This window comes from Pseudomonas sp. B14-6 (assembly GCF_013260315.1).
GTDB classification, from domain to species: domain Bacteria; phylum Pseudomonadota; class Gammaproteobacteria; order Pseudomonadales; family Pseudomonadaceae; genus Aquipseudomonas; species Aquipseudomonas mandelii.
The window spans coordinates 1,244,197-1,270,787 of the sequence record NZ_CP053929.1 but is presented as its reverse complement, the minus strand read 5'-3'; the positions used below and the strand labels follow the sequence as shown (position 1 = coordinate 1,270,787).

The following is a 26,591-nucleotide window of genomic DNA, read 5'->3' as shown; positions in this document are numbered from 1 at the left end:
TTTATAGTCCTTGTTCGGTGCAGTTGGGGTAGACAGTGCAGTCACGTCCATCCGGCATCTTGAATGGTTTGAAGTTAGTCGTATTTCCGTTACAAAACCCGTAGGGGTCCTCGATGCTTTTCCCCAGGCACCGCTTCCAGCCTTCGGGAAATTTGATCCAGGTGTCTCCCATATAAGGAAGCTCTTCATGTGCCAGTGAAAATATAGCAGTTAAAGACTTTCCCAAAAGCTCGTCACGTTGTATGGCTTCGGGAGTAGTAGGGGCGGCGACTGCCTTGCAACTAAGTATCTTGCTGATATTGTTTTTTGGTCCGGCTGTGCGAAATAACCATTGGCAGTTTCTTTGAAGTGTGTTTTGGTGCGTTATTGGTGAGGTACTGATCGCTTTATCTACAAAAGAAATCCCAGCGTAGTCTCTCCCTATGTTTAGCCGGGTTCGGCCATATTTTGCGTCTACTTCATAATCAAAACGTTTAAGCACTAAAGGGCAGCCTCCTTCGTTGCTTATAAGGGGGATTTCAAATCGTGCTGTTTGCGCTTCGATTTTAAGATCTTGTTTGAAAAATTTTTTGCCCGGTTGGTTTCTTCCTTCGCGAGCCGGGACTGTGCAGCTTTCCCCCGTACGCGGCACATAAGACGCTTCACCTTTAATGCTGAACCCAGGTGGCAGTTCCGTCAGCAACGTAAAACTATCGGCAGGCTTGATGGCCGAACAGCCAGAAGCCACCATCACGCCGGCCGCAGCGAGGAACAAAGGCAAACGACCAGAAAAGTGTTCAGCCGTAAACGCTGTTTCGCCAGCCGCCACAAACTTACTCACGCTCTGGTTTGCCCAAACTCGCGTCAAACACCCGCTGACACCGCGCAAAATGCTGCTCTGGGGTTTCACTCGGCAATGGCTGCCAAGCCACGTCTTCTGCGCATTTGGGATCAAGTCTCAGGCTGAGCATGAATTCGCGTTGTTCTGGCGTGTTCCATTGCCAGGTTTCAAGCAGGTCCATCTGTTCTTCCAGCCATTCGCGGACATTGCGGGTTTCGGAGAGTTTGGCGGCGGCCTCGACGTGGTACACCAGCAGCCAACGTTTCAGGTTTTCGCGCAAGATGCTGCGGGTACGCTCCGGCGCGTTTGGAATTCGCAACCACGGCGCGGGGTTGGGCACCGGGTATATTCCGGGCTTGGGGTTGTCCGCACTTTTCCATTGCTCCTCGTCCCAATACAGCACGCTGCTGATCGGGCCTAACAGCAACGGCCATTCGGTTTCGCTCAAGTTAGCGAGGCATCGAGCAATCACCCGATTGTCCTGAAAACGGAATAACGATCGTTCGCCGTCTTCCTCAATGACCATCCGCGCTTGCCAGTGTTGGGTCAGGCCGTCGAGGTCGGCTTTTTCCATGCTGCCGATCCAGCCCCAGTTGCGCTGCGGGTCGTCCAGCAGTTTGCGGAAGGCATCGGCGTTGGGTTCGTGCAATTCGGTCAGCCACGGGCTGATGGCGGCGAAGTCGGCATATTGGGTGCGTCGATAGAGCTGCACCGAGCGCTTCATCAATCCGGCGCTGTAGAGCGAAGTGACCGGGTTCGGCTCAGCGAGGCTGTCCAGGGCCAGGATCAGCACGCGATTGAGTTTTGCCTGTTCGCCGAGCCAGTTGTTCAGTGCGTCGCTCATGCTGCAGTCCCCAGATCGCACTTGCCTTCACGGCAGGCTTCGCAAATCGGGCAGCGTATGTCGCCCGCCGCACGGGCGGCTTTGGCCATGGCCATTTGTACGGCGGCCGGGACGAGCAGGGCGCCGGCTTTGTCCTGAGCGGCGGCCCACGGGATGACGGGCGGCAAAATCTGAATCCCTGTCCCCACCCCAGGCGAGCCCCCGGTATTCACCTTCACCTCAGCCCCACTAATCGTCACACCCCCCGCATCCACCTTGACGAAACTCCCGCCAGCCTTGGCCGTCAGTTCCATCCCACCCTCAACCACCACCTTCTCGCCAGCGTGGTAATGAATCTCCTGACCCGCCTCGACAAACTGCGCTGTGCCGATCTTCACATGCTGGGTCACCGCCACGGTCAGGTGATCATCCGCCCGCGCTTCAGTCTTGCGGTCCAGATGGGTAATCCGGTGTTCTTCAACCTTGAACTCGCTGAAAACATTGGCCTCGACCGTGTCATGGCGTTCATTGCCGATGCGGATCTTCTGGTCGTGCTCGATGTTTTCATCCCAGTCGCGCTGGGCGTGCAGGTAGATCTGTTCCGCACCTTTCTTGTCTTCGATACGGAACTCGTTGTAGCCCTTGCCGCCCGGGGAGCTGAGGGTTTTGAAGGTGCTGCGGGTCTTGTTCGCAGGTAGGTCGTAGGGGACGACGTTTTCCTTGTGGAACAGGCAGCCGGTGATCAGCGGTTGGTCGGGGTCGCCTTCGAGGAAGTTGACGAGGACTTCCATGCCGACGCGCGGGATGGCGATGCCGCCGTAGGCACTGCCGGCCCAGCCGGTTGCGACGCGTAGCCAGCAGCTGGTGGTGTCGTTGGCCTGGCCGTCGCGGTCCCAGTGGAATTGCACTTTGACGCGGCCGTATTGGTCGCAGTGGATTTCTTCGCCGGGCGGGCCGGTGACGATGGCGGTCTGGCTGCCGAGGACTTTCGGTTTCGGGTGTTCGAGGGCAGGGCGGAAGTGCGCGTCCCACGGGGTGGCAAGGAAGGTGTTGCGGTAGCCCTGATGGAAATCGTCTTTGTGGTGGGTGACGTCGCTGGTGACGTTTTTGCCGAGCACTTGCGGCTGCTTGCCTTCGTGCACGACTTCGAGCAACAGCCAGAGGTCGTTCCACTCGGCACGCGGGTGTTCGCTCAGGGCCATGAAGTGGCCGCTGACGAGGGTTGGCTCGTCGCCTTTGCCTTCGGCCAGTTTGTAATCGCTGCGATGGCGCTCCAGCGCGCGGGTGGCCAGTTGTTTGCCGCGCTCGCGGGTCAGGAAGCGGCCGGGGTAGTCGTAGTCTTCGAGGTCCGGGGCGAAAGCGCTCTTGGCGGCGCCTTCGGGCAGGATGCGTGGTTTTTCGAAGTCGTAGTCGCGGCGGCTGACGCGGGTGGTGCGGGTTTCCAGGCGCAGGTTGAAGCGCTTGATCACCGGTTTCGTGGCGGCCATGCCGGAGTCTTGCTGGTAGGCCACGGGTGCGAGTTTGCGGAACACCGTCTGGTCATCGCCGAAGACGAGTTTGTGGCCGCTGGCGCTGTGTTGGAAGTGGAAGTGAATGCCTTCCTCTTCACACAGACGCTGGATGAAGTGCAGGTCGGACTCGTCGTACTGCACGCAGTAATCGCGCTCGGGGTAGATCGCGCCGAGCTGGAAACTGTAAGCGTCAGACAGGATACCGCGCGCCTCCAGTACCTGGGCGATGATCTTCGGCACACTTAAATGCTGGAAGATCTGCTGGTCATGGTTGTGGCGCAGGTAAGCGAGTTGCGGGACCAGGCTGATGCTGTAGCGCGTCAGGCTTTTGCCGGAATCGCCTTGCTCGATGCGATAGACCAGACCGTGAATGATGCCCTTGCCGGTGGCGCCGAAGGTCAGGCAGCCAGGCTTGTGCAGCAACTCTTCAAGTTTCAGGTCGGGACGGGCGCTGACCAGTTCGATGTCGAAACAGAACGGTTGATTGAGGGTTTCGCGACCGACGAAGCTGAGCACTTGCAGGTCAACGGAAACGCCTTCCAGCGTCAGGGAAATATGGGTTGCGTTCGCGTCCAGCATGCCTTTAATTCCGTCCTTTGAATAAGCTGGTGCGGATGGTGCAGGATTAAACCGCCACGTTCAAGGCGCAAATGGCGTAGGAGTGGATGCGTTGGGCTATCGGGAAAACCCTTAGATACAAGGTTTCGGCCAATGAATGCAGGGGATTTTTAGTTATCTTTTCCTGGGTATCACTGCGCCACAACTTCCAGGCGGCCAAGAATCAACAGTCATTTCCAGACTAAAGTCCTCTTCGACCGATAAAAGCCTGCTGCCGCCATTGCCGATGATCCTGTTGATCGTTCCTGCGCTCTGCGTGGGAATGCCTCACTGACGCTCCGCGTCCGCTTTGGACGCGGAGCGCCCCGGGCTGCATTTCCACGCGGAGCGTGGGGACGATCTATCAGATGAGTTGCTGCCGATACGGCAAATCCGGCCCGGTCTTGCTGCACGTCAGCGCCGCTGCCTGTACCGCAAACTTCAACATCCCGTCGATTTGCCCGCGCTCAAGGGATTGCACACCCGCAACCGAATCCAGCTGCTGCTCGGTCAACCAGGTAATCAACGCCGCCTGGAACGTATCGCCCGCGCCCACGGTATCAGCGATTTTCACTGAGCTCGCCGGTACTGACCACGAACCCTGAGTGCGGCTGAACACCGTGGCACCCTCACCACCTCGGGTCAGGAACACCAACTGACAGCGATGCTGCAACCAACCTTCAATCACCCGCTGCGGATCCTGCTCGGGGTACAACAGACTCAAATCCTCATCGCTGACTTTGATCAGATCCGCCAACTCAACCAGCGTCGCAATCCTCGAACGCCACAGGTCGATATTCGGTTCAGGATTGAGGCGGACATTCGGATCAAGGCTGATCAGGCGTTTTCCGCTTTCCCGCTGCACCAACGCCAGCAGCGTGTCGGCAATCGGCTGCACCACCAGGGAGAACGAGCCAATGTGCAAACCACGCACTTGCGGCCCCAGCTCAGGCAAATGTTCAGTTCTGAGCTGCCTGTCCGCGCAACCTTCACCGCGAAAGCTATAGTGCGGCGAGCCATTGGCCCCGACCGCGACCATTGCCAGTGTGGTCGGTGCGGCGAATTCCACCAGGTAATCCGGGCGCACACCTTCATCCTGCAGTACTTGCTGCAAGCGTCGGCCAAGGTAGTCGGTGGAGAGTCCTGCAAAGAGCGCCGCTTCCACGCCCAATCGCCGCAAACCAACCGCCACATTGAACGGCGAACCGCCGGCAATTGCTTTGAAGTTCACTTTTGAAGCCAGGCCGCTGGCGTCGTCTTCACTGAAGAAATCGAACAGCGCTTCGCCACACACCAGATACATAGTTGTTCGCTCTTTAAAGGGTTGCGACATGTTGTTGATAACGTTCATAGGCCTGCTGACAGGCCGCCACATTGTCGGCAATCGGCGAGGTTTCACTGGCCAGATCGAGCTTTACACAACGCTCGCAAAGGTCCGCCAGACTGTCCTCGTGGCCGTTTGCCCAGGACTTGCACCACGCCGCCTGAATCGCTGCGCCCAGGGCTGCCGCTTCGCTCTGCTCGGTACAGATCACTGGGGTGTTCATGATGTCGGCGACGATCTGGCGCCACACCGGGCTTTTCGAGCCGCCGCCGATCAGGCAAATGCTGCGGCTTTGTAAGCCATTCTGGCGCAGCAGGTCCAGTCCATAACGCAAACCGAAGGTCGTGCCTTCGACGACTGCGCGGCACAGGTTGGCCTGGGTCAGGTTGGTCATGGTCAAGCCCAGCAGGCTGCCGGTGGCATGGGGCAAGGCGGGGACGCGCTCGCCATTGAGGAACGGCAGCATGCACACGCCTTCAGCACCGATGGGCGCCTGCTCGACCAAATCGTTGAAGTGTTCGATATCAAGGGCGAACAGCTCGCGAATGACCCCCGTGGCGTTGGTCAGGTTCATGGTGCAGATCAACGGCAGCCAGCCACCGCTGGACGAGCAGAACGTGGCGACCGACGCATCCGGGCTGACTTTCGGCTGGTCAGCATAGGCGTACACCGTCCCCGAAGAGCCGAGGCTCATGGTGATCGCGCCGGGCTTGATATTGCCGGTGCCGATCGCGCCCATCATGTTGTCGCCGCCCCCGCTGGAGACCAGCGCCTGCGGGTTGATGCCAAGCTGTTCGGCGATTCCGGGCAGGATCGTGCCGACTGCTTGATGCGCGTCGATCAACTCCGGCAACGCGGCTTGCAGGCGTCCGGTCGGGTCGATGTCGCGCAGCAACTGCAAATCCCATTGGCGGGTCCGCACGTTGAAATACCCGGTGCCTGACGCGTCGCCGTACTCGCTGCAACTGCGGCCGGTGAGCCAATGGTTCAGGTAGTCGTGGGGCAGGAGGATGTGGGCGATCCGGGCGAAAATGTCCGGGTGCTGTTCTTTGGTCCACAGCAGTTTGGAAACGGTGTAGCCGGGCGCGATGACGACACCCAGGCGCTCAAGTGAACCCTTTTCGCCACCGAGTTGAGCCAGGAGACGGTCATTTTCCGGGGTGGATTCGGTGTCGCACCAAAGCTTCGCCGGACGCAGCACCTGACCTTGGTCATCGAGCAATACCAGGCCGTGTTGCTGTCCGGAGACGCCGAGGCCAAGGATGTCCTGACCGTCGACTTTCGCCGCGAGTAACGCACGGCGAGTGGCCAGGGTGAACGCTTCGAGCCACTGGCCGGTGTCTTGCTCGCGGCGACCGTTGGCGCCGCTGATCAAGCTGTGCACAGCGGCGCCCTGGCCCAGGACCTGGCCAGTGTGGGCGTCCAGGATCACGGCTTTGGTGCCTTGGGTGCCGCAGTCAATGCCGAGGAATAATTGTTGGTTTGCCATCGAAGGTCCTTGGATCGTCAGGTTCGACATTTAGGTTGTCGGTCAGTCCGTCATCGCGGGTAAGCCCGCTGCCACAGGGGATGTTTAGTCATGTTCGACAACGATCCGATGTGGGAGCGAGCCTGCTCGCGAAGACGGCAGCATTGTCACCGCCGCATTTACGCCAGCAGCCGCTCCAGCGTCCGCGTCACACCCACCTCCCGCAAGCTGTTACAACACCATTCAAACGCCGCCACAAACGCCGACGAACGGGGAATCGCCGTACCAAAGATCTCCTCAACTTCCAGCAACCGCTGGGTCATCAACGCATCATCGGCCACCAAGGCCTGGCAGAACGCCGACCGCGGATCGGGAATCGAGTAGGTGTCACCATTCTCATCCACCCCCTTCAAATACAACGCCCAGGCTGCCACCACCAGCGCGGCACGCTTGGTTTCCTGGCCATCGGCAATCAGGCGATTGATCGTCGGAACGGTGAACTTGGGAAACTTCGACGAGCCGTCCGAACACACACGCTCCAGCTGATCGGCGATGGCCTGATTGGAGAAACGCGCCACCAGCGTGTTCTTGTAATCCGTCAGGTCAATGCCCGGCACGGGCGACAGTTGCGGGGTGACGTCCAGGTCCATGTAGGCACGCATATAGCGCACAAACAGCGGATCATTCATGGTCTCGTGTACGAAGCGATAACCCTTCAGAAACCCCAGATACGTCAGGGCCAAATGACTGCCGTTGAGCAGTTTGATCTTCATCTCTTCATACGGAGTGACGTCGTCGGTGAATTGCACGCCGACCTTTTCCCAAGCCGGACGCCCGTTGACGAACTTGTCTTCCAACACCCACTGCACAAAGGGTTCGCAGACCACCGGCCAGGCGTCGTCGACGCCATGTTTGTCGTGCAGTTGCAGCTTGTGTTCGGTGCTGGTCATTGGCGTGATGCGGTCGACCATCGCGTTGGGGAAGCTCACGCTGTTGGCGATCCAGTCACGCAGATCGGCATCGCGCAACGCGGCGAAGGCCAACAAGGCTTTGCGGGTGACGGCGCCGTTGTGCGGCAGGTTATCGCAGGACATCAAGGTGAAGGCCGGCGTGCCGGCGGCGCGACGTTCGGCCAGTGCGGCGCAGAGGAAGCCGAACACGGTTTTCGGTGCGTTCGGGTTGGCCAGGTCGTGCTGGATTTGCGGCAGGTGCGCCATGAACTCGCCGTTGCTGTCATCGATGCAATAACCACCTTCGGTGATGGTCAGCGAGACGATGCGGATCTCTGGGCTGGCGAGCTTGTCGATCAACACCTGCGCGCCGTCTTCGGCCAACAGCATGTCGCGAATCGCGCCGATGACCCGGACTTCAGTGTCGTCGGTGTCGCCCAGTTCGAACAGGGTGAAGAGGTAATCCTGCTCTTTCAGATCGTCCCGGGCGCGACGGTCTTCGGCGCGCAGGCCGACCCCGCAAATAGCCCAGTCCAGGCCTTCTCCGGTATTCATCAAGGCGTCGGTGTAATACGCCTGATGGGCACGGTGAAAACCTCCGACGCCGATGTGGGCGATGCCTTGGCGCGTATCGCTCAGGGCGTAGGCCGGCAGGGCCACTTCGGGCGCGAGGCGGTTGAGGTTATGTTGGTTGAGTTTCATCACAGGCTCTCTAAATCAGGCCGCTGCACGCAGCGGGCGGGTGAGCGCCACGCCGTCGGCATCGAATAAATGGCAGTGTTCGGCGTCCAGGTGCAGGCTCAAGGCTTCGCCGTAACGGCTGGCGAGGTCGCCACGAACGCGCATGGTCAACGCTTCGCCGGAAGCGGTGACGACGTGGCAGAAGGTGTCGCTGCCCAGGCGTTCGCTGACGTCGGCGGTGACCTGCAAGGTGCAGTCGCCGGTTTGTGCGAGGTTGAGGTGCTCCGGACGAATGCCCAGGGTCACCGGGCCGCCGACATTCAGTTGGGCACCGCTCAGCGGCAGGGTGATGCGGGTGCCGGCGTCCAGCAGGACTTCACAGCTTTGCCTCTCGACTCGGGTGACTTTGCCTTTGAGGAAACCCATTTTCGGCGTGCCGAGGAACCCGGCGACAAACAGGTTGGCTGGCTGGTGGTACAAGTCCAGCGGCGAGCCGACTTGCTCGATTTTGCCGCCGTTGAGGACGACCACTTTGTCGGCCATGGTCATCGCTTCGACCTGATCGTGGGTTACGTAGATCATCGTCGCTTGCAGGTCTTTGTGCAGGCGCAACAGTTCGAGGCGCATCTGCACGCGAAGCGCGGCGTCGAGGTTGGACAGCGGTTCGTCGAACAGGAAGATTTTCGGGTTGCGCACGATGGCGCGGCCGATTGCGACACGTTGACGCTGGCCGCCGGAGAGTTGCTTGGGCTTGCGCTCAAGCATTGGCCCCAGCTCGAGGATGCGCGCCGCTTCACCGACTTTCTTCTCGACTTCAGCCTTTGGTACGCCGGCCAGATCAAGGGCAAACGACATGTTCTTTTTTACGGTCATGTGCGGGTACAGGGCGTAGGTCTGGAACACCATCGCCAGGTCGCGTTTGGCCGGGCTGACTTCGGTGATGTCGCGACCGTCGAGTTCAATGGTGCCGCCGCTGACTTCTTCCAAGCCGGCGATCAGGCGCAGCAGGGTGGATTTGCCGCAGCCCGACGGGCCGACGAAGACCACGAACTCCTTGTCGTTCACTTCCAGGTCGATGCCTTTGATGATGGAAAAGCCTTCGAAGCCTTTTTGCAGATTCTTGATTTTCAGGTTGGCCATGATGATGGGCCTCCACGTGTTGTTATTCAGTTGAGCCGGGCGGGCTTTTCTGTGGGAGCGAGCCTGCTCGCGATTGCGGTAAGTCAGATGCATTAATGCTGCATGACACTCCCTCATCGCGAGCAGGTTCGCTCCCACAGGGATTTGCATGTCGGCAGGTCATTTCACAGCGCCAAACGACAGGCCGCGGACCAATTGTTTCTGGCTGATCCAGCCGAAAATCAGGATCGGCGCGCAGGCCAGGGTCGACACCGCCGACAACTTGGCCCAGAACAGGCCTTCGGGGCTGGAGTACGAAGCGATCAGCGCGGTCAGTGGCGCGGCTTTCGACGAGGTCAGGTTCAGCGACCAGAATGCTTCGTTCCAGCACAGGATCAGCGACAGCAGCACGGTGGAGGCCAGGCCTCCCTTGGCGATCGGCAGCAGCACCCGGACCATTTCCTGCCAAAGCGTGGCACCGTCGAGGCGCGCGGCTTCGAGGATGTCTTTGGGGATGTCCTTGAAGTAGGTGTAAATCATCCAGACCACGATCGGCAGGTTGATCAGCGTGTAGATCACAATCAGCGCGATGCGCGTATCGAGCAGGCCGAAGCTCTTGGCCAACAGGTAGATCGGCATCAGCACGCCCACCGGCGGCAGCATCTTGGTGGAGAGCATCCACAGCAGCGTGCCTTTGGTGCGCTGGGTTTCGTAGAACGCCATGGAGTAGGCCGCCGGCACCGCGATCAGCAGGCACAGAGCCGTAGCGCTGAACGAAATCACCACCGAGTTCCAGGCGAAGCTGAAGTAATCGCTGCGCTCGTTGATGTGCAGGTAGTTCTCCAGCGTCGGCGTGAAGATGAACTGCGGCGGCGTGGCGAAGGCGTCGATTTCGGTTTTGAAACTGGTCAACACCATCCAGAAAATCGGGAAGAAGATCAGGATCGCGATGGCCCAGGCCAGAGTGCCGAGCAGCAGGCTTTGCAGGCGGCGGGATTGTTGAAGAGTCATGGCGCAGGCCTCAGGCTTTGTCTGTCAGGTTTTTGCCGATCATCCGCACCAGCACGATGGCCGCGATGTTGGCGATCACCACCGCGATCAAGCCGCCGGCGGACGCCATGCCGACGTCGAACTGCACCAGTGCCTGGTTGTAGATCAGGTACGCCAGGTTGGTCGAGGCATAGCCGGGACCGCCGTTGGTGGTGGTGAAGATTTCGGCGAACACCGAGAGCAGGAAGATGGTTTCGATCATCACCACCACCGCAATCGGGCGGGCCAGGTGCGGCAGGGTCAGGTGCCAGAAAATCGCGATCGGCCCGGCCCCGTCGAGACGTGCGGCTTCTTTCTGTTCCTGGTCGAGGGATTGCATGGCGGTCATCAGGATCAGAATCGCGAAGGGCAGCCATTGCCAGGACACGATAATGATGATGGACAGCAGCGGGTAGTGCGCCAGCCAGTCCACCGGCTGTGCGCCGAACAGCTTCCAGACGTAGGCGAGAATCCCCGACACCGGATGGAAAATCAGGTTCTTCCAGATCAGTGCGCCGACGGTGGGCATGATGAAAAACGGCGAGATCAGCATCACCCGCACGATGCCGCGACCGAGGAATTCGCTGGCCTCCAGCAAGGCACTGATCAGCACACCCAGTACCACGCTGATCAGCAGCACGCTGCCGACCAGCAACAGGGTGTTGGTGGCGCCGGGCATGAACCCGGAGTCAGTCAGGAAGTAGGTGAAGTTCTCCAGCCCGACGAATTCGTTTTCGCCGGGATAGAGAAGGTTGTAGCGGATCATTGAAAAGTAAACGGTCATGCCCAGCGGCACGATCATCCACAGCAGCAACAACGCCACCGAGGGGCTGACCAGAAACCAGCCGGGATTGGCCAATCGGCTTTTACGCACCGGTTGGGGGATGTCCATGTGAGCTTTGGCAGTTGAAATATTCATGGCGATCACTTGCTCGAAATGCGGCGAGACCCTGTGGCGAGGGAGCTTGCTCCCGCTCGGCTGCGAAGCAGTCGTAAATCCGGAAAATGCGGTCTGTCTGATGAATCGCGTTTCCCGGATTTGGGGCCGCTAGGCAGCCCAGCGGGAGCAAGCGCCCTCGCCACAATTTGGATGGCTAGGGGTTATTTGGGATAACCGGCGCGTTTCATCTCACGTTCGGTGGTTTGCTGGGCCGCCGTCAGTGCCTGGTCGACCGTGGTCTGGCCAATCAGCGCCGCCGAGAACAACTTGCCGACCTGGGTGCCCACCGCCTGGAATTCAGGGATAGTCACCAACTGGATGCCGATGTAAGGCACCGGTTTGAGGGTCGGTTTGCTCGGGTCCGCCGCTTTCAGCGATTCCAGCGTGACCTTGGCAAACGGTGCGGCGCTCATGTAAGCCTCGCTGTAGGTCGAGGCCCGAGTGCCGGGCGGCACGTTGGCGATACCGTCTTTTTCGGCAACCAATGCGCCGTATTCCTTGGAGGTGGCCCAGGCACTGAAGGTTTTCGCCGCGTCCTTGGCCTTGGAACTGGTCGGGATCGCCAGCGCCCAGGAATACAACCAGGCTGAACCTTTGTCGGTGGTCTCATGCGGCGCATAAGTAAAGCCAACGTGCTCGCTGACCTTGCTTTGGGTTTTGTCGGTGACGAAGGAACCGGCAACGCTGGCGTCCACCCAGATCGCACACTTGCCGCTGTTGAACAACGCAAGGTTTTCGTTGAAGCCGTTACTGGAGGCACCCGGCGGGCCGGATTTCTTCATGGTGTCGACGTAGAAATTCAAGGCGTTTTTCCACTCAGGACCAGTGAATTCCGGCTTCCACTGCTCATCAAACCAGCGTGCCCCATAGGCATTGGCGACGGTGGTGATCAGCGCCATGTTCTCGCCCCAACCGGCCTTGCCACGCAGGCAGATGCCGTACTGTTCTTTGTCTTTATTGGTGAGCTTGCTGGCGAATTCGCCGATCTGGGTCCAGGTCGGGCGCTCGGGCATGGTCAGCCCGGCGTCCTTGAACAGGTCGGTGCGGTAATAGGTGATGGAGCTTTCCGCGTAAAACGGCAGGGCGTAGAGCGAGCCCTTGACCGAAAGGCCTTCACGCACCGAAGGGAACACATCGTCGAGGGCGTAGGTGGCCGGCAGATCCTTCATCGGCTCCAGCCAGCCCTTGGCGCCCCAGAGTGCGGCTTCGTACATGCCAATGGTCAGCACGTCGAACTGCCCGCCCTGGGTGGCGATGTCAGTGGTCAGGCGTTGGCGCAGGACGTTTTCTTCCAACACCACCCAATTGAGCTTGATGTCCGGATGCTCGGCCTCGAAGGTTTTCGAGAGCTTTTGCATGCGGATCATGTCGCTGTTGTTGACGGTGGCGATGGTCAGCGTCTGAGCGCCAAGACTGACGCTGCTGAGGGTCATGCAGGTGAGGGCAAACAGAGCTTTTACAGAAGGTTGCATCGTGCACTCCTTTTCTGCACCCGATGGGGGACAGAAGGACAGTTATTGTTTTTGTGTCTTCCGAGGGCAGGAAGAATGTGCACTGATTACAGCCTTCAATTGAGGATGTGACAAATCATCCGTCGCACTTGAATCGATACTTTTTTGCACTGGTATTAATGGGGGGAGATACAAGGACAGGCTTCACAGAGGTGAACAGTCATCGATTTTGTACAGGTTTTCCGGCCCATTCGCGGGCAAGCCTCGCGCTCCTACAGGTATGGCGTATGGCCCAGAACGCCCTATGACCAAGACGTTCAGGCCAGATTCTGTTCGGTCAGCCGCTGTACCGCCAGCCGCCGGTAATGCGAGGGCGTCATGCCCTTGAGCTGTTGGAACCGCCGATTGAAGTTGGAAATATTGTTGAAACCCGATTCGAAACACACATCGGTCACCGGTTTGTCGCCATCGGCCAGCAACTCGCAGGATTTGCTGATGCGCAGGCGATTGACGAACTCGATGAAGCAGCGCCCGGTGGCTTGCTTGAACACCCGGCTGAAATACGTTGGCTTCATGCCTAAATGCTCGGCGACTTCCTCGAGCGGCAGGTCCCGGGCGTAATGCGCAAAAATGTAATCCACCGCCCGGTTGGTGCGATCGATATTGTGTTCATCCGCCAGTTGCGGCGTGGTGGCACCCGACAGCAACTGAAAATCGTCAGAAGCCGCGAGCAGCTCCAGCAGTATGAAAAAGTGCCCGAGCCGGGTGACGCCTTTAGTGTCAGCGATGCGTTGCATCAACGTCATGGCCTGGCGGATGGTGCGCTTGCAACGAAATTCGATGCCGTACTGCGCGCGCTCCAGCAGTGGCGCAAGGGTCTTCAGTTCTGCGAATACCTGATGACCGCTCTCGAACAATTCATCCGTGAAGTTGACCAGCATGTCGCGCTTGGGCACTACCTCGTCTTCAGCCACCTGGCTGATCCAGTTGTGAGGCAGATTCGGGCCGGTCAAGAACAGGGTTTCCGGGTAGAAGTTGCCAATGTAATCGCCGATGAACACCTTGCCGGAACTGGCGACGATCAGGTGCAGTTCGTATTCCTTGTGGAAATGCCACCGCACCAACGGGCAGGGGAATCCATGCTGGCGATAGATGATCGACAACCCGTTATGGTCGTCCATCAGTTCGTAGGAAGGATCGGTGACTCTTGCGGTTCGGGTCATGTCAGGGCGCTTTTTATTATCATTGCGCCCTGATCATGCCTCTTTCCAAGCCCCTAATGCCAGTGTGCAACGTTCCGTGTGTCAGCCCGGTGTCCGCTCATGCAACGCATGGCCGTAAACCGCTTTCATGCTGTTGGCCGTCCAGCAATAACGAACGATCTCTGATTCGTCGAAAAAGTCGGTGTTGATGATGCTGCAGCGCGTGACCCAGTCCCGGGTGGGATTGAACCAGTCATTGATCTGGGTTTTGATGTCCTGAGGCCCTCCCAGAAACGCGTAGCTGGTGGCTGATAACGACCATAGAAACGTTTCGTACGGCGCGTCTTCGAGTGCGCTGGAAACATGGTTTTGCAGATCCTCGGTATCGGTAAACCGTTTGTTTACCCACTTGTGCGGGATGCGCGGCCAGAAGTAATCCTCATCCAGTTCCCGCCGTCCATGCGCCGCCAACACCACCCGGCGGCGAGGACTGATCCGCTTCAGTTCGCCGATGGTTTTTTCGGCGTCGCCGGGGGGGATCACTCGATGCCCGAGTCGACTCACCAGAAGATCGTTGAGTTTCTGATAATCAAAGGGTTTGGACCCATCCGCGAGTTGGTGGAAATCCAGCACGATGAACTCATCGGGATTGCGGTCAAGGAACGCTGACACGTCTGTCATCAGTTCATCGAGGACCCGATGTGACTGGTATCCGTTGTGGTGAAAATAGAAAATCGACTGGTCCGCGCCCTCGGTGTAACCCAGGCGGATATCAAAGACCCGGGCACCGTTGGACAGTTGCCAGGCAAATGAACCGTTTTGACACGTCGTCCAGTTGCCGATAACCACATCATAATTGGGTGCCTGTTTATCCATGCCGGCGTTATGGGCGCCCGGCCAGACGATATCGGTCAGTTTTAATCGATGGATATCCAGGACGTTACTCATCCACTTTTGTTTGTCTAACGTGCCCGCTGTGTTTTGGGTCATGACAGTTCCTTGTCGTTGACGCGCCCCCTCCGTGGGGCGACGAAGTTCATGTATCAGAGTTGGCTGCACGCCACACCTGTGTTGATCGCCCTGCGCAGAAAGGCTTTCATGACCCAGCATAGAAGTGAGTAAGAGGATTTCCAGTCATGGAAACAGTTACACATAGATAGCCGTTTAATGGCACGCCGATTAGTTGGCTCGTTTGGCGGCTTTATATACGTTTGCGGTTCGGCAATAGGAAACAATTTGCGACTCTTCAATGAAGTCAACATTGATGATGTTGCACTTTGCCGCCCAATCATTTTTTTCCGGGTCGAACCAGGCATTGAGTTCATCATGAATATCCACGGGGCCACCGAGGGCGCTGTAACTCGCTGCCGAGAGCGACCATGGTGCCCATGTGCCTGGCGGGTAGGTCAGGACGCTCGTAATGTGCTTCTGCAGATCGGCGGCGCTTGTGATACCGCTGCCAGACCATTGGTGTTCAATCTGTTCAAGGAACACGTTTCGATCAAGCTGCCAATGCCCAGGGGCCGCGACCAGGAGCCTTTGCTCAGAACTGATTTGCTTGAGTTGATGCAGGCTCAGAGAACGGTTTCGAGTGGGAATTATCTGGTGCCCCATAAGATGGATCATCATGTTGTTGAAAAAAGTGTAATCAAACGCATCCCCTTTTAGTTCGTGGAAGTCCAGGACAATGAATTCATCGGGGTTCTCGTCAAGAAACTGCCTCAGGTCGGTAAACAAGTTCCCCAAGGTACGATTGTTGCGGTAGCCGTTGTGATGCATTCGGAATTTTCCAAGCCCCGGTTCCTTGGCGTCAAATACGAGTCTGATATCCAACGCTCGAGAGCCTTTGCACAGTTGCGAGTAAAACGATTGGTGCTGACAAGCCAGCCAGTGGGCGCCTGGAATAAGCGGCCAAGAGGCTTTCCAGTCGCTGCCAGCGTTATGGGTGCCCGGCAGGGTCAATTCGCAGAGTGACAACGTGTCAATGGCCGGCGTGCTGGCCATCCAGTTGTTAAGTGTCAGGTTGTTTTGAACAATGGTAGTCATTTAATGCATCCTTGCATCAAGTGGTAAGTTAGATAAATGCCGCCGGATAAGTTTGTCTGAATCTAATCCGGCGAGTTGTTTATAAGGTGGGGTGTGGAAGGGGTCAATAAGCGTGACAATGCAAAGTGTGTAGCGATAGTGTCGATAGTTAGTGAGTGCGGTTTTTTGCTTCAATCCATTGCGCCATATACTGGGTACTTTTATGGTGGTGATGACGCAACATGCTGCCGGTAAAGTTATCCGTTCTAAGTTGGGCGAGGCGTTGTTGGCAGTCTATTAACTTTTCGATAAGTGCCGGGCCATGTTCGGCTTGTCTATAACGATTGGCCAACAACACCTGCCCTCTGGATTGGGCGTCCGTCCAGAGTGCTTCATCCTTGTACAACCGCACCGCATCATCGGCGAACTCCCGTGCCGTCCGGGCCACGGCGCCAGGCCAGGGATGCTGGCCGTGCATGGCTTCTGCGCCGATAGGCGTTGTGACTGTAGGCGTGCCACACAGCATGGCGTCGATGATCTTGCCCTTGATGCCCGCGCCGAAACGTAGCGGTGCCAGGCACACGCGCGCCGCCGACATCACTTGCAAGGCGTCTTCCGCCCAGTTCATGACATGGAACCCTTGGGCCGCGTTATGCAGCGCAGTGGCCTTGGGCGGCGTGTAAGCGCCATAGATGTGCAGTTGGGCGCCGGGTAGTTGTTCGCGGATCAACGGCCAGATCGCCGTTTTCATCCAGAGCACCGCATCCCAGTTCGGCGCATGTCGAAAGTTACCGATGCTGAGAAAGTGCGCCCGATCTTCAAAGGCAGCCGCCGGCACGCTCGGCGGTTCGACCATCAACGGGCACCAGTGCAGCAAATTGCGCGGCATCTTGAACTGCTCGACCAGCAACTCGATTTCCACTTCAGAGATCATCAGGTTCAAATCGCAACGATACAGCGCGGCCATTTCCCGTTTGGCCAGATCGGTATCGGCCATCAAGTCAAACTCTTCGCGCAATGCCGGTGCGAACAGGTCAGTGAAATCATTGTTATCGTCGCTGTTCTTCAAGCGATCCTTGAGACGCTGATGCCGGGCGTGCCGCAGGCTTTGCAGATCCGAAGTTTCAAGCACTCGCAAGGCGGCGGGGCAGTGTTTCTCGACACGCCAGCCGAATTGCTCTTCCATCATGAATTGATCAAACAGCACGATATCCGGGGCCAGTTGGCTGACGAAGTCGTCGAAACTGCTGTTGTTCAATTCGATCGGGACTTCGCGAATGCCTAGCGCCGTCAGATCCGCGCGATGTTCACCGGTACCGGCCGGACTGCTGAAGGTAATATCCCAGCCTTGTTTCAGAAACGTATCCAGAATCTGCATCACATGCCCACTGGCGGCCGAAGAGCGGGGCTCGGGCCAGACGTAACCAATGACGAGGACTTTGGTTGCGCGGGGCTGATTCATGAACGGTATTTCCTTGACTCGGGATGAGGGCTGAGTGACGCGAGAGGCGCGGGATTTAACCATATCTGGCCGCAAGGGATCACGACGTCGATGGAATGTTCTGCCATCCAGGGCGGCCTGTGCAACCGGTGGTGGGCAGGCTAAGGCTATGGAAAACGTGCTCAGGTTTATCCGCACAGGTCCGGTAGCAAGGTTGTTAGTGTGATGGATTGTTTCAATAAACAGGGAAGGCGCATTGATTGCTCAAGTGCAGCAGGATCATTTATAGGCAGCTAAGGTTTGCCGTTGATACGGCAAACCATTTTTTGGAAAAAGTGCGCCTAAGAAAATGTAATGAATGATTAAGCAAGCATGCCTTTGACCTTGTCGCGCAACTTATCAATCGAAAACGGCTTGCCGATCACTTGCATGCCCGCAGGGAGCTCGATGCTCTCGGCATAACCGCTGGCGAACAGGATCGGCAATTCATGACGCAGCATCCGCGCCTGTTTCGCCAGTTCTCTGCCATCCATATCCGGCAAACCCACATCGGTCATCATCAAATCGATGTGCTGGTCCTCATTGTTGAGAAACTCCAGCGCCTTTTCGCTGCCATCGGCCTCAAGGACCTTGTACTCCAGTTCCTCCAGTACATCGACGATCAGCATGCGCACGATGTCATCGTCTTCTACTACCAGGATGGTGGACGGGGTGGAGGACATAAGAGGGCTCTCAAGGTAAATTCAGGGTCGCAGGTCGATCGAAATCGCCGGGCTCTATCATGAGTAAGTGGCAGATCCCGACAAGTTCCCGGCGTTGTGCAAAAAAGAATAGCTGTACAAGAGACGGCAGGATAACCGCTCCTTAGATCGATCGCAGCTAAATGCGGGTATTTGCCCGGATCGGCCGCAGAAAGTTGGATCAATGTGCCCGTTTTGGGGCAAACTCCCTGGTTTTGAACAGTTCGACAAGGCCTCCCCATGACCCCTGCGTCTTCGGTTGATGAGCAACGATTCCGTAAACTCCTGAGCCGCAACATCAGTCTGCCGTTGGGCGTTGGCGTGCTCAGCGCGGTGTTCTTTGTCTCGCTGATCACTTACCTGCTGTCGGTAATCCAGTGGGTCGAGCACACCGACCGGGTGATCAATAACGCTAATGAGGCGGTGAAACTGACCGTTGATCTGGAAACGGGGATGCGCGGCTTTCTGCTCAGCGGCGATGAGCATTTTCTCGACCCTTACGAAACGGCCAAGCCGAGAATCGCGGTCGCGCTCAATACTTTGCTCGAGCTCACGGCCGACAATCCGGTTCAGACCGATCGTCTGCGCCGACTCCAGGCCTTGCAGGTTGAGTGGGCCAACTATGCGCAATCCATGATCGAGTTACAGCGCACCAACGGTGATTATCGTGGTGCTGTCAAAGCTGGGCAGGGCAAACGGCTGACCGACGAAATCCGCAAGCAATTCGAAGACGTGATCGACATGGAGCAGCAGTTGCGCACCACGCGCAACGAGGAAGTGCGCCGCACCACGATCTGGAGCATCTCCCTTTACCTGCTGTTCATCCTCGGCATCAGCGGTTTGCTGGCCTATATCGGTCGTCGCGATTTGCTCAACCTGTCCCAAAGCTATAGCGCCAACCTCGCCGCACAACAGGCCAGCGCCCGGCGCCTGGAACAGCAAGCGTGGCTGCGCAACGGCCAGACCGAACTGGCCGAGCAGGTGCTGGGGCAACTGTCCCTGAATCTGTTGGGGCGCAACATCCTGCAGTTCTGCGCGCAATATCTGGGCACTGCGGTCGCTGCTATTTATGTGCGCGAAGAACATGGCGGCCTCAGACGAATAGCGTCCTACGGTTTTTCTCGCGAGCAGGAAGAGCGCGACCAGCAGATTTACAGCGATGAAGGGATTGTCGGCCAGGTGGCGCAACAGGCTCGCCTGATCCGTCTCGATGACGTGCCAAGCGACTATTTCAAAGTCAGCTCCGGTCTGGGCGAAGGCCTGCCGCGTAGCGTGCTCGTGGTGCCCACCAGCGACGATGATCGGGTCAATGGCGTGATCGAGTTGGGTTTCCTGCGCCCCTTGGACGACCGCGACGTCGAATTGCTCGAGCTGATTGCCGGCAACATCGGCACGTCAATCGAGGCCGCTCGCTACCGTCAGCGTTTGCAGGAAGTGCTGGCCGAAACCCAGCAGCTCAACGAAGAGCTGCAAGTTCAGCAAGAAGAACTCAAGACCGCCAACGAAGAGCTCGAAGAGCAATCGCGGATTCTCAAGGAGTCCCAGGCTCACCTGGAAACCCAGCAAGTCGAGTTGGAGCAGACCAACGAACAACTCGCCGATCAGGCACAGATTCTGGCCGATCAGCGTGATGCGATGGACTTGAAGAACACCGAGCTCAACCAGGCCCAGGCCCAGCTTGAAGAGCGCGCCGAAGAATTGCAGCGATCGAGCAAGTACAAGTCCGAGTTCCTCGCCAACATGTCCCACGAACTGCGCACGCCGTTGAACAGTTCGCTGATCCTGGCCAAGTTGCTGGCGGAAAACCCTCAGGAAAATCTCAGCGCCGAGCAGGTGAAGTTCGCCGAGTCGATCTACTCCGCCGGCAATGACTTGCTCAATCTGATCAATGACATTCTCGATATTTCCAAGGTCGAGGCCGGTAAGCTGGAAATGCGCCCCGAGAACACCAGCGTTGCGCGTCTGGTGGACGGACTGCGCGGAATGTTTGAGCCGATGGCCGCTGACAAGAAGCTGGAGTTCGAGGTCGACGTGCAGCCCGGTTCGCCGATGATGCTGTTCACCGACCGCCAGCGTCTGGAGCAAGTCGTTAAGAATCTGCTGTCGAACGCGGTGAAATTTACCGAAAAAGGCATCGTCAGCCTCACGGTGGCGTCCCAGCCGAACGACGGCATCGCCTTTATCGTCCGCGATTCCGGGATCGGCATCGCCGCCGACCAGCAGGACAGCATTTTCGAAGCCTTCCGCCAGGCCGACGGCACCACCAATCGGCGTTATGGCGGCACGGGGCTAGGCCTGTCTATTTCCCGCGATCTGGCGGCGTTGCTGGGCGGTTCGATCAGCGTCACCAGCGAGCCGGGGCAGGGCAGTGTGTTCACCCTCGTGCTGCCGCAGCAATACGTAGAACCGGGTGATGCGCCCGTCGCGCCGATGCAGGCTACCCCGGTCGCCGCAAAACCTAGGGTGACAACGCCCGCGCTGGTGCCGCTGATTGCCGAAGTCGACATTCCACGTTTCGATGATGACCGCAGCAAGGCGCCATTCACCACCCGTTGCATCCTGGTGGTGGAAGATGAGCCGAATTTTGCAAACATTCTCTACGATCTGGCCCACGAACTGGGTTACCAGTGCCTGGTCGCTCACGGGGCCGATGAAGGCTACGACCTGGCCAAGGAGTTCATTCCCGACGCCATTTTGCTGGACATGCGCCTGCCGGACCATTCCGGGCTGACCGTATTGCAGCGTCTGAAAGAACATGCCGAAACCCGCCACATTCCGGTGCATGTGATTTCGGTGGAAGATCGGGTTGAGGCGGCCATGCACATGGGCGCGATCGGTTATGCGGTCAAGCCGACCACTCGCGAAGAACTCAAGGACGTGTTTGCCCGCCTCGAGGCCAAGCTGACCCAGAAGGTCAAACGGGTGCTGCTGGTCGAAGACGATGATTTGCAACGCGACAGCATTGCTCGCCTGATCGGCGACGAGGACATTGAAATCACCGCCGTCGGCTTCGCCCAGGAAGCGCTCGACCTGCTGCGCACGACCATTTTCGATTGCATGATCATCGACCTGAAGCTGCCGGACATGCTTGGCAACGATCTGCTCAAGCGCATGTCCACCGAAGATATCTGCTCGTTCCCGCCGGTCATCGTTTACACCGGACGCAACCTGACCCGGGACGAAGAGGCTGAGCTGCGCAAGTACTCGCGCTCGATCATCATCAAAGGTGCTCGCTCACCCGAGCGTTTGCTGGATGAGGTCACACTCTTTTTGCACAAAGTCGAATCCAGGTTGTCCCATGAACGCCAACGGATGCTCAAGACCGCGCGCAGCCGCGACAAAGTCTTCGAGGGCCGCAAAGTGCTGCTGGTGGACGACGATGTACGCAACATCTTCGCCCTGACCAGCGCTTTGGAGCAAAAGGGTGCAGTCGTGGTCATCGGGCGGAACGGTCGTGAGGCGATTGAAAAACTGAATGAAGTCGAGGACATCGATCTGGTGTTGATGGACGTGATGATGCCGGAGATGGATGGTTTCGAAGCCACCATCGAGATCCGCAAGGACCCGCGCTGGCGCAAACTGCCCATCATTGCGGTGACGGCCAAGGCCATGAAGGACGATCAGGAGCGCTGCCTGCAAGCCGGCTCCAACGATTACCTGGCCAAGCCCATTGACCTGGATCGCCTGTTTTCGCTGATTCGCGTGTGGTTACCGAAGATGGAACGCATTTAGTGGAACGCATTGAAACAGTGGCGCGAAACAGCGAGATCGAATTGCGGTTGTTGATCGAGGCGATCTACCTCAAGTACAGCTACGACTTTCGCGATTATTCCGGCGCTTCGATCAAGCGCCGGGTCAATCATGCGTTGGCGCAATTCGAGTGCAATACCATTTCGGCCCTGCAAGAAAAGGTGCTGCACGATCCGACCGCGTTCATGCAGTTGCTGCAATTGCTGACGATCCCGGTCAGCGAAATGTTTCGCGATCCTTCGCATTTCCTCGCGATCCGCAAGGAAGTCGTGCCACTGCTCAAGACCTATCCGTCGATCAAGATCTGGATCGCCGGTTGCAGCACGGGTGAAGAAGTCTATTCGATGGCGATTCTGCTGCGCGAAGAAGGCTTGCTCGATCGCACGATCATCTACGCCACCGATATCAATCCGCGCTCGCTGGAGAAGGCCAAACAGGGGATTTTCTCCATGGAGAATGTCCGCGCCTACACTCACAACTACCAGCAGGCCGGTGGCCAGCGTTCGTTCGCCGACTACTACACGGCGGCGTATGGCTACGCGATTTTCGACAAGACGTTGTGTGAGAACGTGACGTTCGCCGATCACAGCCTGGCGACGGACAGCGTCTTTTCAGAAACCCAATTGATTTCGTGCCGTAATGTTTTGATTTATTTCAATAAAAAGCTTCAGGATCGCGCGTTCGGTTTGTTCCATGAATCCCTTTGTCATCGAGGATTCCTGGTCCTGGGCAGTAAGGAAACCCCGGATTTTTCCGCCTTCGGCAACCAGTTTTCGCCCTTGGTCAAACAAGAACGGATTTACCGTAAATCATGAACAATGCAGCGGATTTGCCTTCGATAGACGCTATCGTGATCGGCGCTTCGGCCGGTGGGGTGGAGGCATTGCTCAACATTCTCAGTCCGTTGCGTAAAGGTTTCATGCTGCCGATCATCGTAGTCCTGCACCTGCCCGACGAGCGCCGCAGCCAACTGGCCGAAGTCTTTGCCCGCCGGGTCTCCATGCCTGTCGAGGAAGCTGGCGACAAAATTGATGTGGCAGCCGGAACGTTGTATTTCGCCACTCCGGGCTATCACTTGTCAGTGGAGCAGGACCGCAGTTTTTCCCTGAGCCTTGAGGATCGCGTGCATTACTCGCGGCCTTCCATTGATTTTCTGTTCGAGTCGGCGGCCGATGTCTATGGCCCAGGCCTGGCGGCCGTGCTGCTGACTGGCGCGAACCGTGATGGCGCACACGGATTGGCGCGGGTCAAACGTTGCGGCGGCCTGACCATCGTGCAGGACCCGGACGAAGCCCAGGTCGCGACCATGCCTCGGGCGGCGCTGGATTTGCACTGCCCTGACCACATTCTCCCAATACGCGGCATCGGCCGTCTGCTTGTCGAGCTGGAACGAATAGCATGCTAAGTAACATCCAAGCCAAATTGCTGATTGTCGACGATCTGCCGGAGAACCTGCTGGCACTTGAGGCGCTGATCAAGCGTGAAGACCGCATGGTCTACAAAGCCTTGTCCGCCGACGAAGCCTTGTCGTTGCTGCTGCAACACGAATTCGCCATGGCCATTCTCGACGTACAGATGCCGGGCATGAACGGCTTTGAACTGGCCGAGTTGATGCGCGGTACAGAGAAGACCAAGAACATCCCGATCGTGTTTGTCAGTGCCGCGGGCCGCGAGCTGAACTACGCGTTCAAGGGTTACGAAAGCGGGGCCGTGGACTTCCTGCACAAGCCACTGGATATTCACGCCGTCAAAAGCAAGGTCAACGTCTTCGTCGACCTCTACCGCCAAAGCAAGGCGATGAAGCAACAGGTTGAAGAGCTGGAGCAGGCTCGCCGCGAGCAGGAAGCGCTGCTCAAGCAGTTGCAGACCACCCAGAATGAACTGGAGCAAGCGGTGCGCATGCGCGATGACTTCATGTCGATCGTCGCCCACGAAGTCCGCACGCCACTCAATGGCCTGATCCTCGAAACCCAGCTGCGCAAGATGCATCTGGCCCGGGACAACGCGTCGGCGTTCACCCTCGACAAGATGCACGCCATGGTCGACCGTGACGAGCGCCAGATCAAAAGCCTGATCCGTCTCATTGAAGACATGTTGGATGTGTCACGCATCCGCACCGGCAAGTTGTCGATCCGCTCGACCAGATTTGACCTCGTGCAGTTGGTCAGCAACCTGCTGCAAAACTTCGCGCCGCAAGTTGACGCCGCCGAGTGTTCCGTTGCGTTTACCGCCGAGCAGCCAGTGGTCGGCAATTGGGACGAATTTCGTATCGAACAAGTGATTTCAAATCTGCTGACCAACGCCTTGCGTTATGGTGGCAAGAGCCTGATTGATGTCAGGGTCTACAGTCACGAGGGTCAGGCACGGGTCGAAGTGCAGGACCGCGGGATCGGTATCAGTGAAGAAAACCAGAAGCGCATTTTTCAACAGTTCGAACGGGTGTCAGCCAAAACCGTGGTCGCGGGGCTGGGACTGGGGCTGTTTATTTCCGAGCAGATCGTCGCCGCCCATGGCGGCTCCATCGCCGTCGAGAGCAAGATCAACGAGGGCGCCTTATTTCGCGTTTGTCTGCCGTTGTAGGAAAACAGCCGGATAAACGCAACCTCTGATCGACCCCATGGTCGTATCAGCAGCTATTGACCGAACAAAGGCTTCCCATGAGTGAAGATGCACAAGATGTAGTACTCATTGTCGAGGATGACCCCTCGATTCTGATGGTATTGTCCGCTTACTTGTCGGGTGAGGGTTACCGGGTGCTGCAGGCCGAAAACGGCGAGCAGGCCTTCGAAATATTGGCGAGCAAGCCGCACCTGGACATGATGATCACTGATTTTCGCCTGCCTGGCGGCATCTCCGGCGTGCAGATCGCCGAGCCTGCCGTAAAGCTGCGACCAGAGCTCAAAGTGATATTTATCAGCGGTTATCCGCAGGAGATCCGCGAGACCGACAGCCCGATCACGCGCAAGGCGCCGATCCTCGGCAAGCCGTTCGATCTGGATGTGTTGCAAGAGCTGATGCAGGAAATGCTGTCGTAAATAGCCCCGAAGCCCCCGTCATGGGGGCTTTCAGATTCGGATCATCTCCCGCACCTTGGCCGTCAACAGGTCGAAGGTGAACGGCTTAGTGATCATCTGCATGCCCGGGTCAAGGAATCCACCGCGCACTGCCGCGTGTTCGGCATAACCGGTAATGAACAATACTTTCAGATCAGGCCGGTACTGCCGACCGATTTCCGCCAGTTGCCGGCCATTCATCCCTGGCAATCCCACATCGCTGATCAACAAATCGATACGCTGGCCGGAATCGAGAATCGGCACCGCGCTGTCGGCATCGCCTGCTTCGACGAAGGCGTAGCCCAACTCACTCAGTACCGCGCTGACCAACACCCGTACCGCCGGATCATCCTCAACGATCAGCACGGTTTCTCCGTCCTGAGCATGAGGCGCGTGTGCGATGTCGATCAGCGTGTCCTCGACTAGCGCACCGTTGTAGCGCGGAAGATACAGGCTCACCGTCGTACCGTTGCCCACTTCACTCTCGATGGTGACGTGGCCGTGGGATTGCTTGCTGAAACCGTAAATCATCGACAAGCCCAAACCGGTGCCCTGGCCGATCGGTTTGGTCGTGAAGAACGGATCAAAGGCTCTGGTGATGGTGCCTTCCGGCATGCCGCAGCCAGTGTCGGTCACGCGCAGCACGACGTAATCACCCGGTTGCAGGTTGCTGTGAACCTGCGTGAAACCTTTGTCCAGATGCTGATTCGAGGTGTTGACCACCAGTTTCCCGCCTTCGGGCATGGCGTCGCGGGCGTTCAGCACCAGGTTGAGGAGGGCGCTTTCGAGCTGGTTGGGATCGGCCTCGGCCACCCACAAGTCCTCGCTCAACTGCATGTCCAGCTGAATGCTTTCGTTGATGCTGCGCTGCAGGAGTTCGCCCATGGACACCACCAGGGTATTCATATTCACGGGTTTTGAATCCAGCGACTGGCGTCGGGAAAACGCCAGCAGACGATGGGTCAGACCGGCCGCGCGATTGGCCGAGGTCACCCCCAGATCGATCAGGCCGTCCAGGTCATCGGTGCGACCTCGGGCCAGGCGTCGACGTAGCAACTCGAGGCTGCCGATGATGCCGGTCAACATGTTGTTGAAGTCGTGGGCGATACCACCGGTGAGTTGGCCGACAGCCTCCATTTTCTGCGACTGTCTGAGGGCTTCTTCGTTATGACGCAGTTGGGCGGTACGTTCCTCGACCTGTTGTTCGAGGGTTTCCAGCGTATTTTGCAGACGCAGTTCGCTTTGGCTCAGGTCAATCAACCGGTCCCTGGCTTCATACTGCCGTCGTCGCCCACGCAATGCGGTAGTGACCAGGCTGATCAATGTGACCGGATGAAACGGGCGCTCGAGGAAGGTCACGTTGCCCAATTGCGGTCCGAGACGTGACGCGGGGTTTTGTTCCGGCCCGCCGTGGTGGGTCAACAGTACGATCGGCAGGTCTGACCAGGCCGGTTGTTCCTCGATCAAGCCCAGCAGCGGTTCGAGGTCGCAACCCAGCAAGGCTTCCGAAGAAATCAACAACAGGCCGGCACCTTGTGCCAGCTCGCTGCACAGCGTGACCAGATCCCGTGTCACAAGACCTTCGAATCCCGCCTCGTTAAGCATCATCAGTGCAATCTGGCTGTCACGTCCCAGCGGCGCGAGAATAAGCGCGCGCTCGGACATCG

21 protein-coding genes are annotated in these 26,591 nt (G+C 57.9%); 5 read left to right on the top strand and 16 right to left on the bottom strand.

The features are described from left to right. Position 1: 1 nt before the first annotated feature. The 15 genes from HP062_RS05730 to HP062_RS05660 form a co-directional block, all read right to left on the bottom strand. A complete protein-coding gene (locus tag HP062_RS05730; RefSeq protein WP_256666103.1) occupies positions 2–820 on the bottom strand; it encodes a hypothetical protein in 819 nt (272 codons plus the stop codon). Next, positions 813–1,664 (bottom strand): DUF4123 domain-containing protein, encoded by an 852-nt coding sequence (locus HP062_RS05725; RefSeq protein ID WP_172791044.1) that lies wholly within the window; start codon positions 1,662–1,664, stop codon positions 813–815. Before HP062_RS05725 ends, HP062_RS05730 begins: the two co-directional genes overlap by 8 nt. Then, entirely contained in the window at positions 1,661–3,733 is a 2,073-nt protein-coding gene (locus HP062_RS05720) for a type VI secretion system tip protein VgrG (RefSeq protein ID WP_172791043.1), read from the bottom strand. The genes HP062_RS05725 and HP062_RS05720 overlap by 4 nt, the downstream gene beginning before the upstream one ends. Positions 3,734–4,115: 382 nt before the next feature. Beyond that, the gene (locus tag HP062_RS05715; RefSeq protein ID WP_172791042.1) at positions 4,116–5,054 is read right to left on the bottom strand and encodes a carbohydrate kinase; all 939 of its coding nucleotides are present in this window, start codon (positions 5,052–5,054) and stop codon (positions 4,116–4,118) included. Positions 5,055–5,067: 13 nt separating this feature from the next. Continuing rightward, positions 5,068–6,564, bottom strand: a complete 1,497-nt coding sequence (gene xylB, locus HP062_RS05710) for a xylulokinase (protein ID WP_172791041.1) — start codon at positions 6,562–6,564, stop codon at positions 5,068–5,070. 158 nt (positions 6,565–6,722) lie between these two features. After that, positions 6,723–8,195: a mannitol dehydrogenase family protein gene (locus HP062_RS05705; RefSeq protein ID WP_172791040.1), complete on the bottom strand. Its 1,473-nt coding sequence runs from the start codon at positions 8,193–8,195 to the stop codon at positions 6,723–6,725. A gap of 15 nt (positions 8,196–8,210) precedes the next feature. After that, entirely contained in the window at positions 8,211–9,314 is a 1,104-nt protein-coding gene (locus HP062_RS05700; protein ID WP_172791039.1) for an ABC transporter ATP-binding protein, read from the bottom strand. A gap of 159 nt (positions 9,315–9,473) precedes the next feature. Beyond that, positions 9,474–10,304, bottom strand: coding sequence for a carbohydrate ABC transporter permease (locus HP062_RS05695; RefSeq protein WP_007936731.1), 831 nt, complete (start codon positions 10,302–10,304; stop codon positions 9,474–9,476). A gap of 10 nt (positions 10,305–10,314) precedes the next feature. Next, positions 10,315–11,241, bottom strand: coding sequence for a carbohydrate ABC transporter permease (locus HP062_RS05690; protein WP_077747832.1), 927 nt, complete (start codon positions 11,239–11,241; stop codon positions 10,315–10,317). Positions 11,242–11,423: 182 nt separating this feature from the next. Continuing rightward, complete coding sequence (locus HP062_RS05685; RefSeq protein WP_172791038.1) at positions 11,424–12,734, bottom strand: sugar ABC transporter substrate-binding protein; 1,311 nt, start codon at positions 12,732–12,734, stop codon at positions 11,424–11,426. 296 nt (positions 12,735–13,030) lie between these two features. Further along, positions 13,031–13,936 carry an AraC family transcriptional regulator gene (locus tag HP062_RS05680; protein ID WP_077747836.1) on the bottom strand — a complete coding sequence of 302 codons (906 nt, stop codon included), beginning with the start codon at positions 13,934–13,936 and terminating at the stop codon, positions 13,031–13,033. Positions 13,937–14,017: 81 nt separating this feature from the next. Then, positions 14,018–14,905 carry a phospholipase gene (locus HP062_RS05675; RefSeq protein WP_172791037.1) on the bottom strand — a complete coding sequence of 296 codons (888 nt, stop codon included), beginning with the start codon at positions 14,903–14,905 and terminating at the stop codon, positions 14,018–14,020. Between the two features lie 189 nt (positions 14,906–15,094). After that, complete coding sequence (locus HP062_RS05670; protein ID WP_172791036.1) at positions 15,095–15,961, bottom strand: phospholipase; 867 nt, start codon at positions 15,959–15,961, stop codon at positions 15,095–15,097. Positions 15,962–16,109: 148 nt separating this feature from the next. Beyond that, entirely contained in the window at positions 16,110–17,402 is a 1,293-nt protein-coding gene (locus HP062_RS05665) for a glycosyltransferase (RefSeq protein WP_172791035.1), read from the bottom strand. Between the two features lie 341 nt (positions 17,403–17,743). Next, on the bottom strand, positions 17,744–18,103 hold the full coding sequence (locus HP062_RS05660; RefSeq protein ID WP_172791034.1) for a response regulator: 360 nt from the start codon (positions 18,101–18,103) through the stop codon (positions 17,744–17,746). 258 nt (positions 18,104–18,361) lie between these two features. Between HP062_RS05660 and HP062_RS05655 the strand changes: the two genes are divergently transcribed. From HP062_RS05655 to HP062_RS05635, 5 genes are all read left to right on the top strand, one after another. Further along, positions 18,362–21,853, top strand: a complete 3,492-nt coding sequence (locus HP062_RS05655) for a response regulator (RefSeq protein ID WP_172791033.1) — start codon at positions 18,362–18,364, stop codon at positions 21,851–21,853. Continuing rightward, complete coding sequence (locus HP062_RS05650; protein ID WP_010460449.1) at positions 21,853–22,686, top strand: protein-glutamate O-methyltransferase CheR; 834 nt, start codon at positions 21,853–21,855, stop codon at positions 22,684–22,686. The genes HP062_RS05655 and HP062_RS05650 overlap by 1 nt, the downstream gene beginning before the upstream one ends. Then, entirely contained in the window at positions 22,683–23,276 is a 594-nt protein-coding gene (locus tag HP062_RS05645; RefSeq protein ID WP_169857728.1) for a chemotaxis protein CheB, read from the top strand. Before HP062_RS05650 ends, HP062_RS05645 begins: the two co-directional genes overlap by 4 nt. Beyond that, positions 23,270–24,451, top strand: coding sequence for a hybrid sensor histidine kinase/response regulator (locus HP062_RS05640; RefSeq protein ID WP_010460446.1), 1,182 nt, complete (start codon positions 23,270–23,272; stop codon positions 24,449–24,451). The genes HP062_RS05645 and HP062_RS05640 overlap by 7 nt, the downstream gene beginning before the upstream one ends. 77 nt (positions 24,452–24,528) lie before the next feature. Further along, positions 24,529–24,906, top strand: coding sequence for a response regulator (locus HP062_RS05635; RefSeq protein ID WP_059405185.1), 378 nt, complete (start codon positions 24,529–24,531; stop codon positions 24,904–24,906). A 30-nt stretch (positions 24,907–24,936) separates the two neighbouring features. On the opposite strand, the gene HP062_RS05630 is transcribed toward HP062_RS05635, so the two are convergent. Further along, positions 24,937–26,589 (bottom strand): ATP-binding protein, encoded by a 1,653-nt coding sequence (locus HP062_RS05630; RefSeq protein ID WP_186353662.1) that lies wholly within the window; start codon positions 26,587–26,589, stop codon positions 24,937–24,939. Between the last annotated feature and the right edge of the window lie 2 nt (positions 26,590–26,591).

Coding starts and splice junctions, on each gene's coding strand:
- HP062_RS05725 (WP_172791044.1), bottom strand. CDS start 1,664: ATGAGCGACGCACTGAACAACTGGCTCGGCGAACAGGCAAAACTCAAT.
- HP062_RS05720 (WP_172791043.1), bottom strand. CDS start 3,733: ATGCTGGACGCGAACGCAACCCATATTTCCCTGACGCTGGAAGGCGTT.
- HP062_RS05715 (WP_172791042.1), bottom strand. CDS start 5,054: ATGTATCTGGTGTGTGGCGAAGCGCTGTTCGATTTCTTCAGTGAAGAC.
- xylB (WP_172791041.1), bottom strand. CDS start 6,564: ATGGCAAACCAACAATTATTCCTCGGCATTGACTGCGGCACCCAAGGC.
- HP062_RS05705 (WP_172791040.1), bottom strand. CDS start 8,195: ATGAAACTCAACCAACATAACCTCAACCGCCTCGCGCCCGAAGTGGCC.
- HP062_RS05700 (WP_172791039.1), bottom strand. CDS start 9,314: ATGGCCAACCTGAAAATCAAGAATCTGCAAAAAGGCTTCGAAGGCTTT.
- HP062_RS05695 (WP_007936731.1), bottom strand. CDS start 10,304: ATGACTCTTCAACAATCCCGCCGCCTGCAAAGCCTGCTGCTCGGCACT.
- HP062_RS05690 (WP_077747832.1), bottom strand. CDS start 11,241: ATGAATATTTCAACTGCCAAAGCTCACATGGACATCCCCCAACCGGTG.
- HP062_RS05685 (WP_172791038.1), bottom strand. CDS start 12,734: ATGCAACCTTCTGTAAAAGCTCTGTTTGCCCTCACCTGCATGACCCTC.
- HP062_RS05680 (WP_077747836.1), bottom strand. CDS start 13,936: ATGACCCGAACCGCAAGAGTCACCGATCCTTCCTACGAACTGATGGAC.
- HP062_RS05675 (WP_172791037.1), bottom strand. CDS start 14,905: ATGACCCAAAACACAGCGGGCACGTTAGACAAACAAAAGTGGATGAGT.
- HP062_RS05670 (WP_172791036.1), bottom strand. CDS start 15,961: ATGACTACCATTGTTCAAAACAACCTGACACTTAACAACTGGATGGCC.
- HP062_RS05665 (WP_172791035.1), bottom strand. CDS start 17,402: ATGAATCAGCCCCGCGCAACCAAAGTCCTCGTCATTGGTTACGTCTGG.
- HP062_RS05660 (WP_172791034.1), bottom strand. CDS start 18,103: ATGTCCTCCACCCCGTCCACCATCCTGGTAGTAGAAGACGATGACATC.
- HP062_RS05655 (WP_172791033.1), top strand. CDS start 18,362: ATGACCCCTGCGTCTTCGGTTGATGAGCAACGATTCCGTAAACTCCTG.
- HP062_RS05645 (WP_169857728.1), top strand. CDS start 22,683: ATGAACAATGCAGCGGATTTGCCTTCGATAGACGCTATCGTGATCGGC.
- HP062_RS05640 (WP_010460446.1), top strand. CDS start 23,270: ATGCTAAGTAACATCCAAGCCAAATTGCTGATTGTCGACGATCTGCCG.
- HP062_RS05635 (WP_059405185.1), top strand. CDS start 24,529: ATGAGTGAAGATGCACAAGATGTAGTACTCATTGTCGAGGATGACCCC.
- HP062_RS05630 (WP_186353662.1), bottom strand. CDS start 26,589: ATGTCCGAGCGCGCGCTTATTCTCGCGCCGCTGGGACGTGACAGCCAG.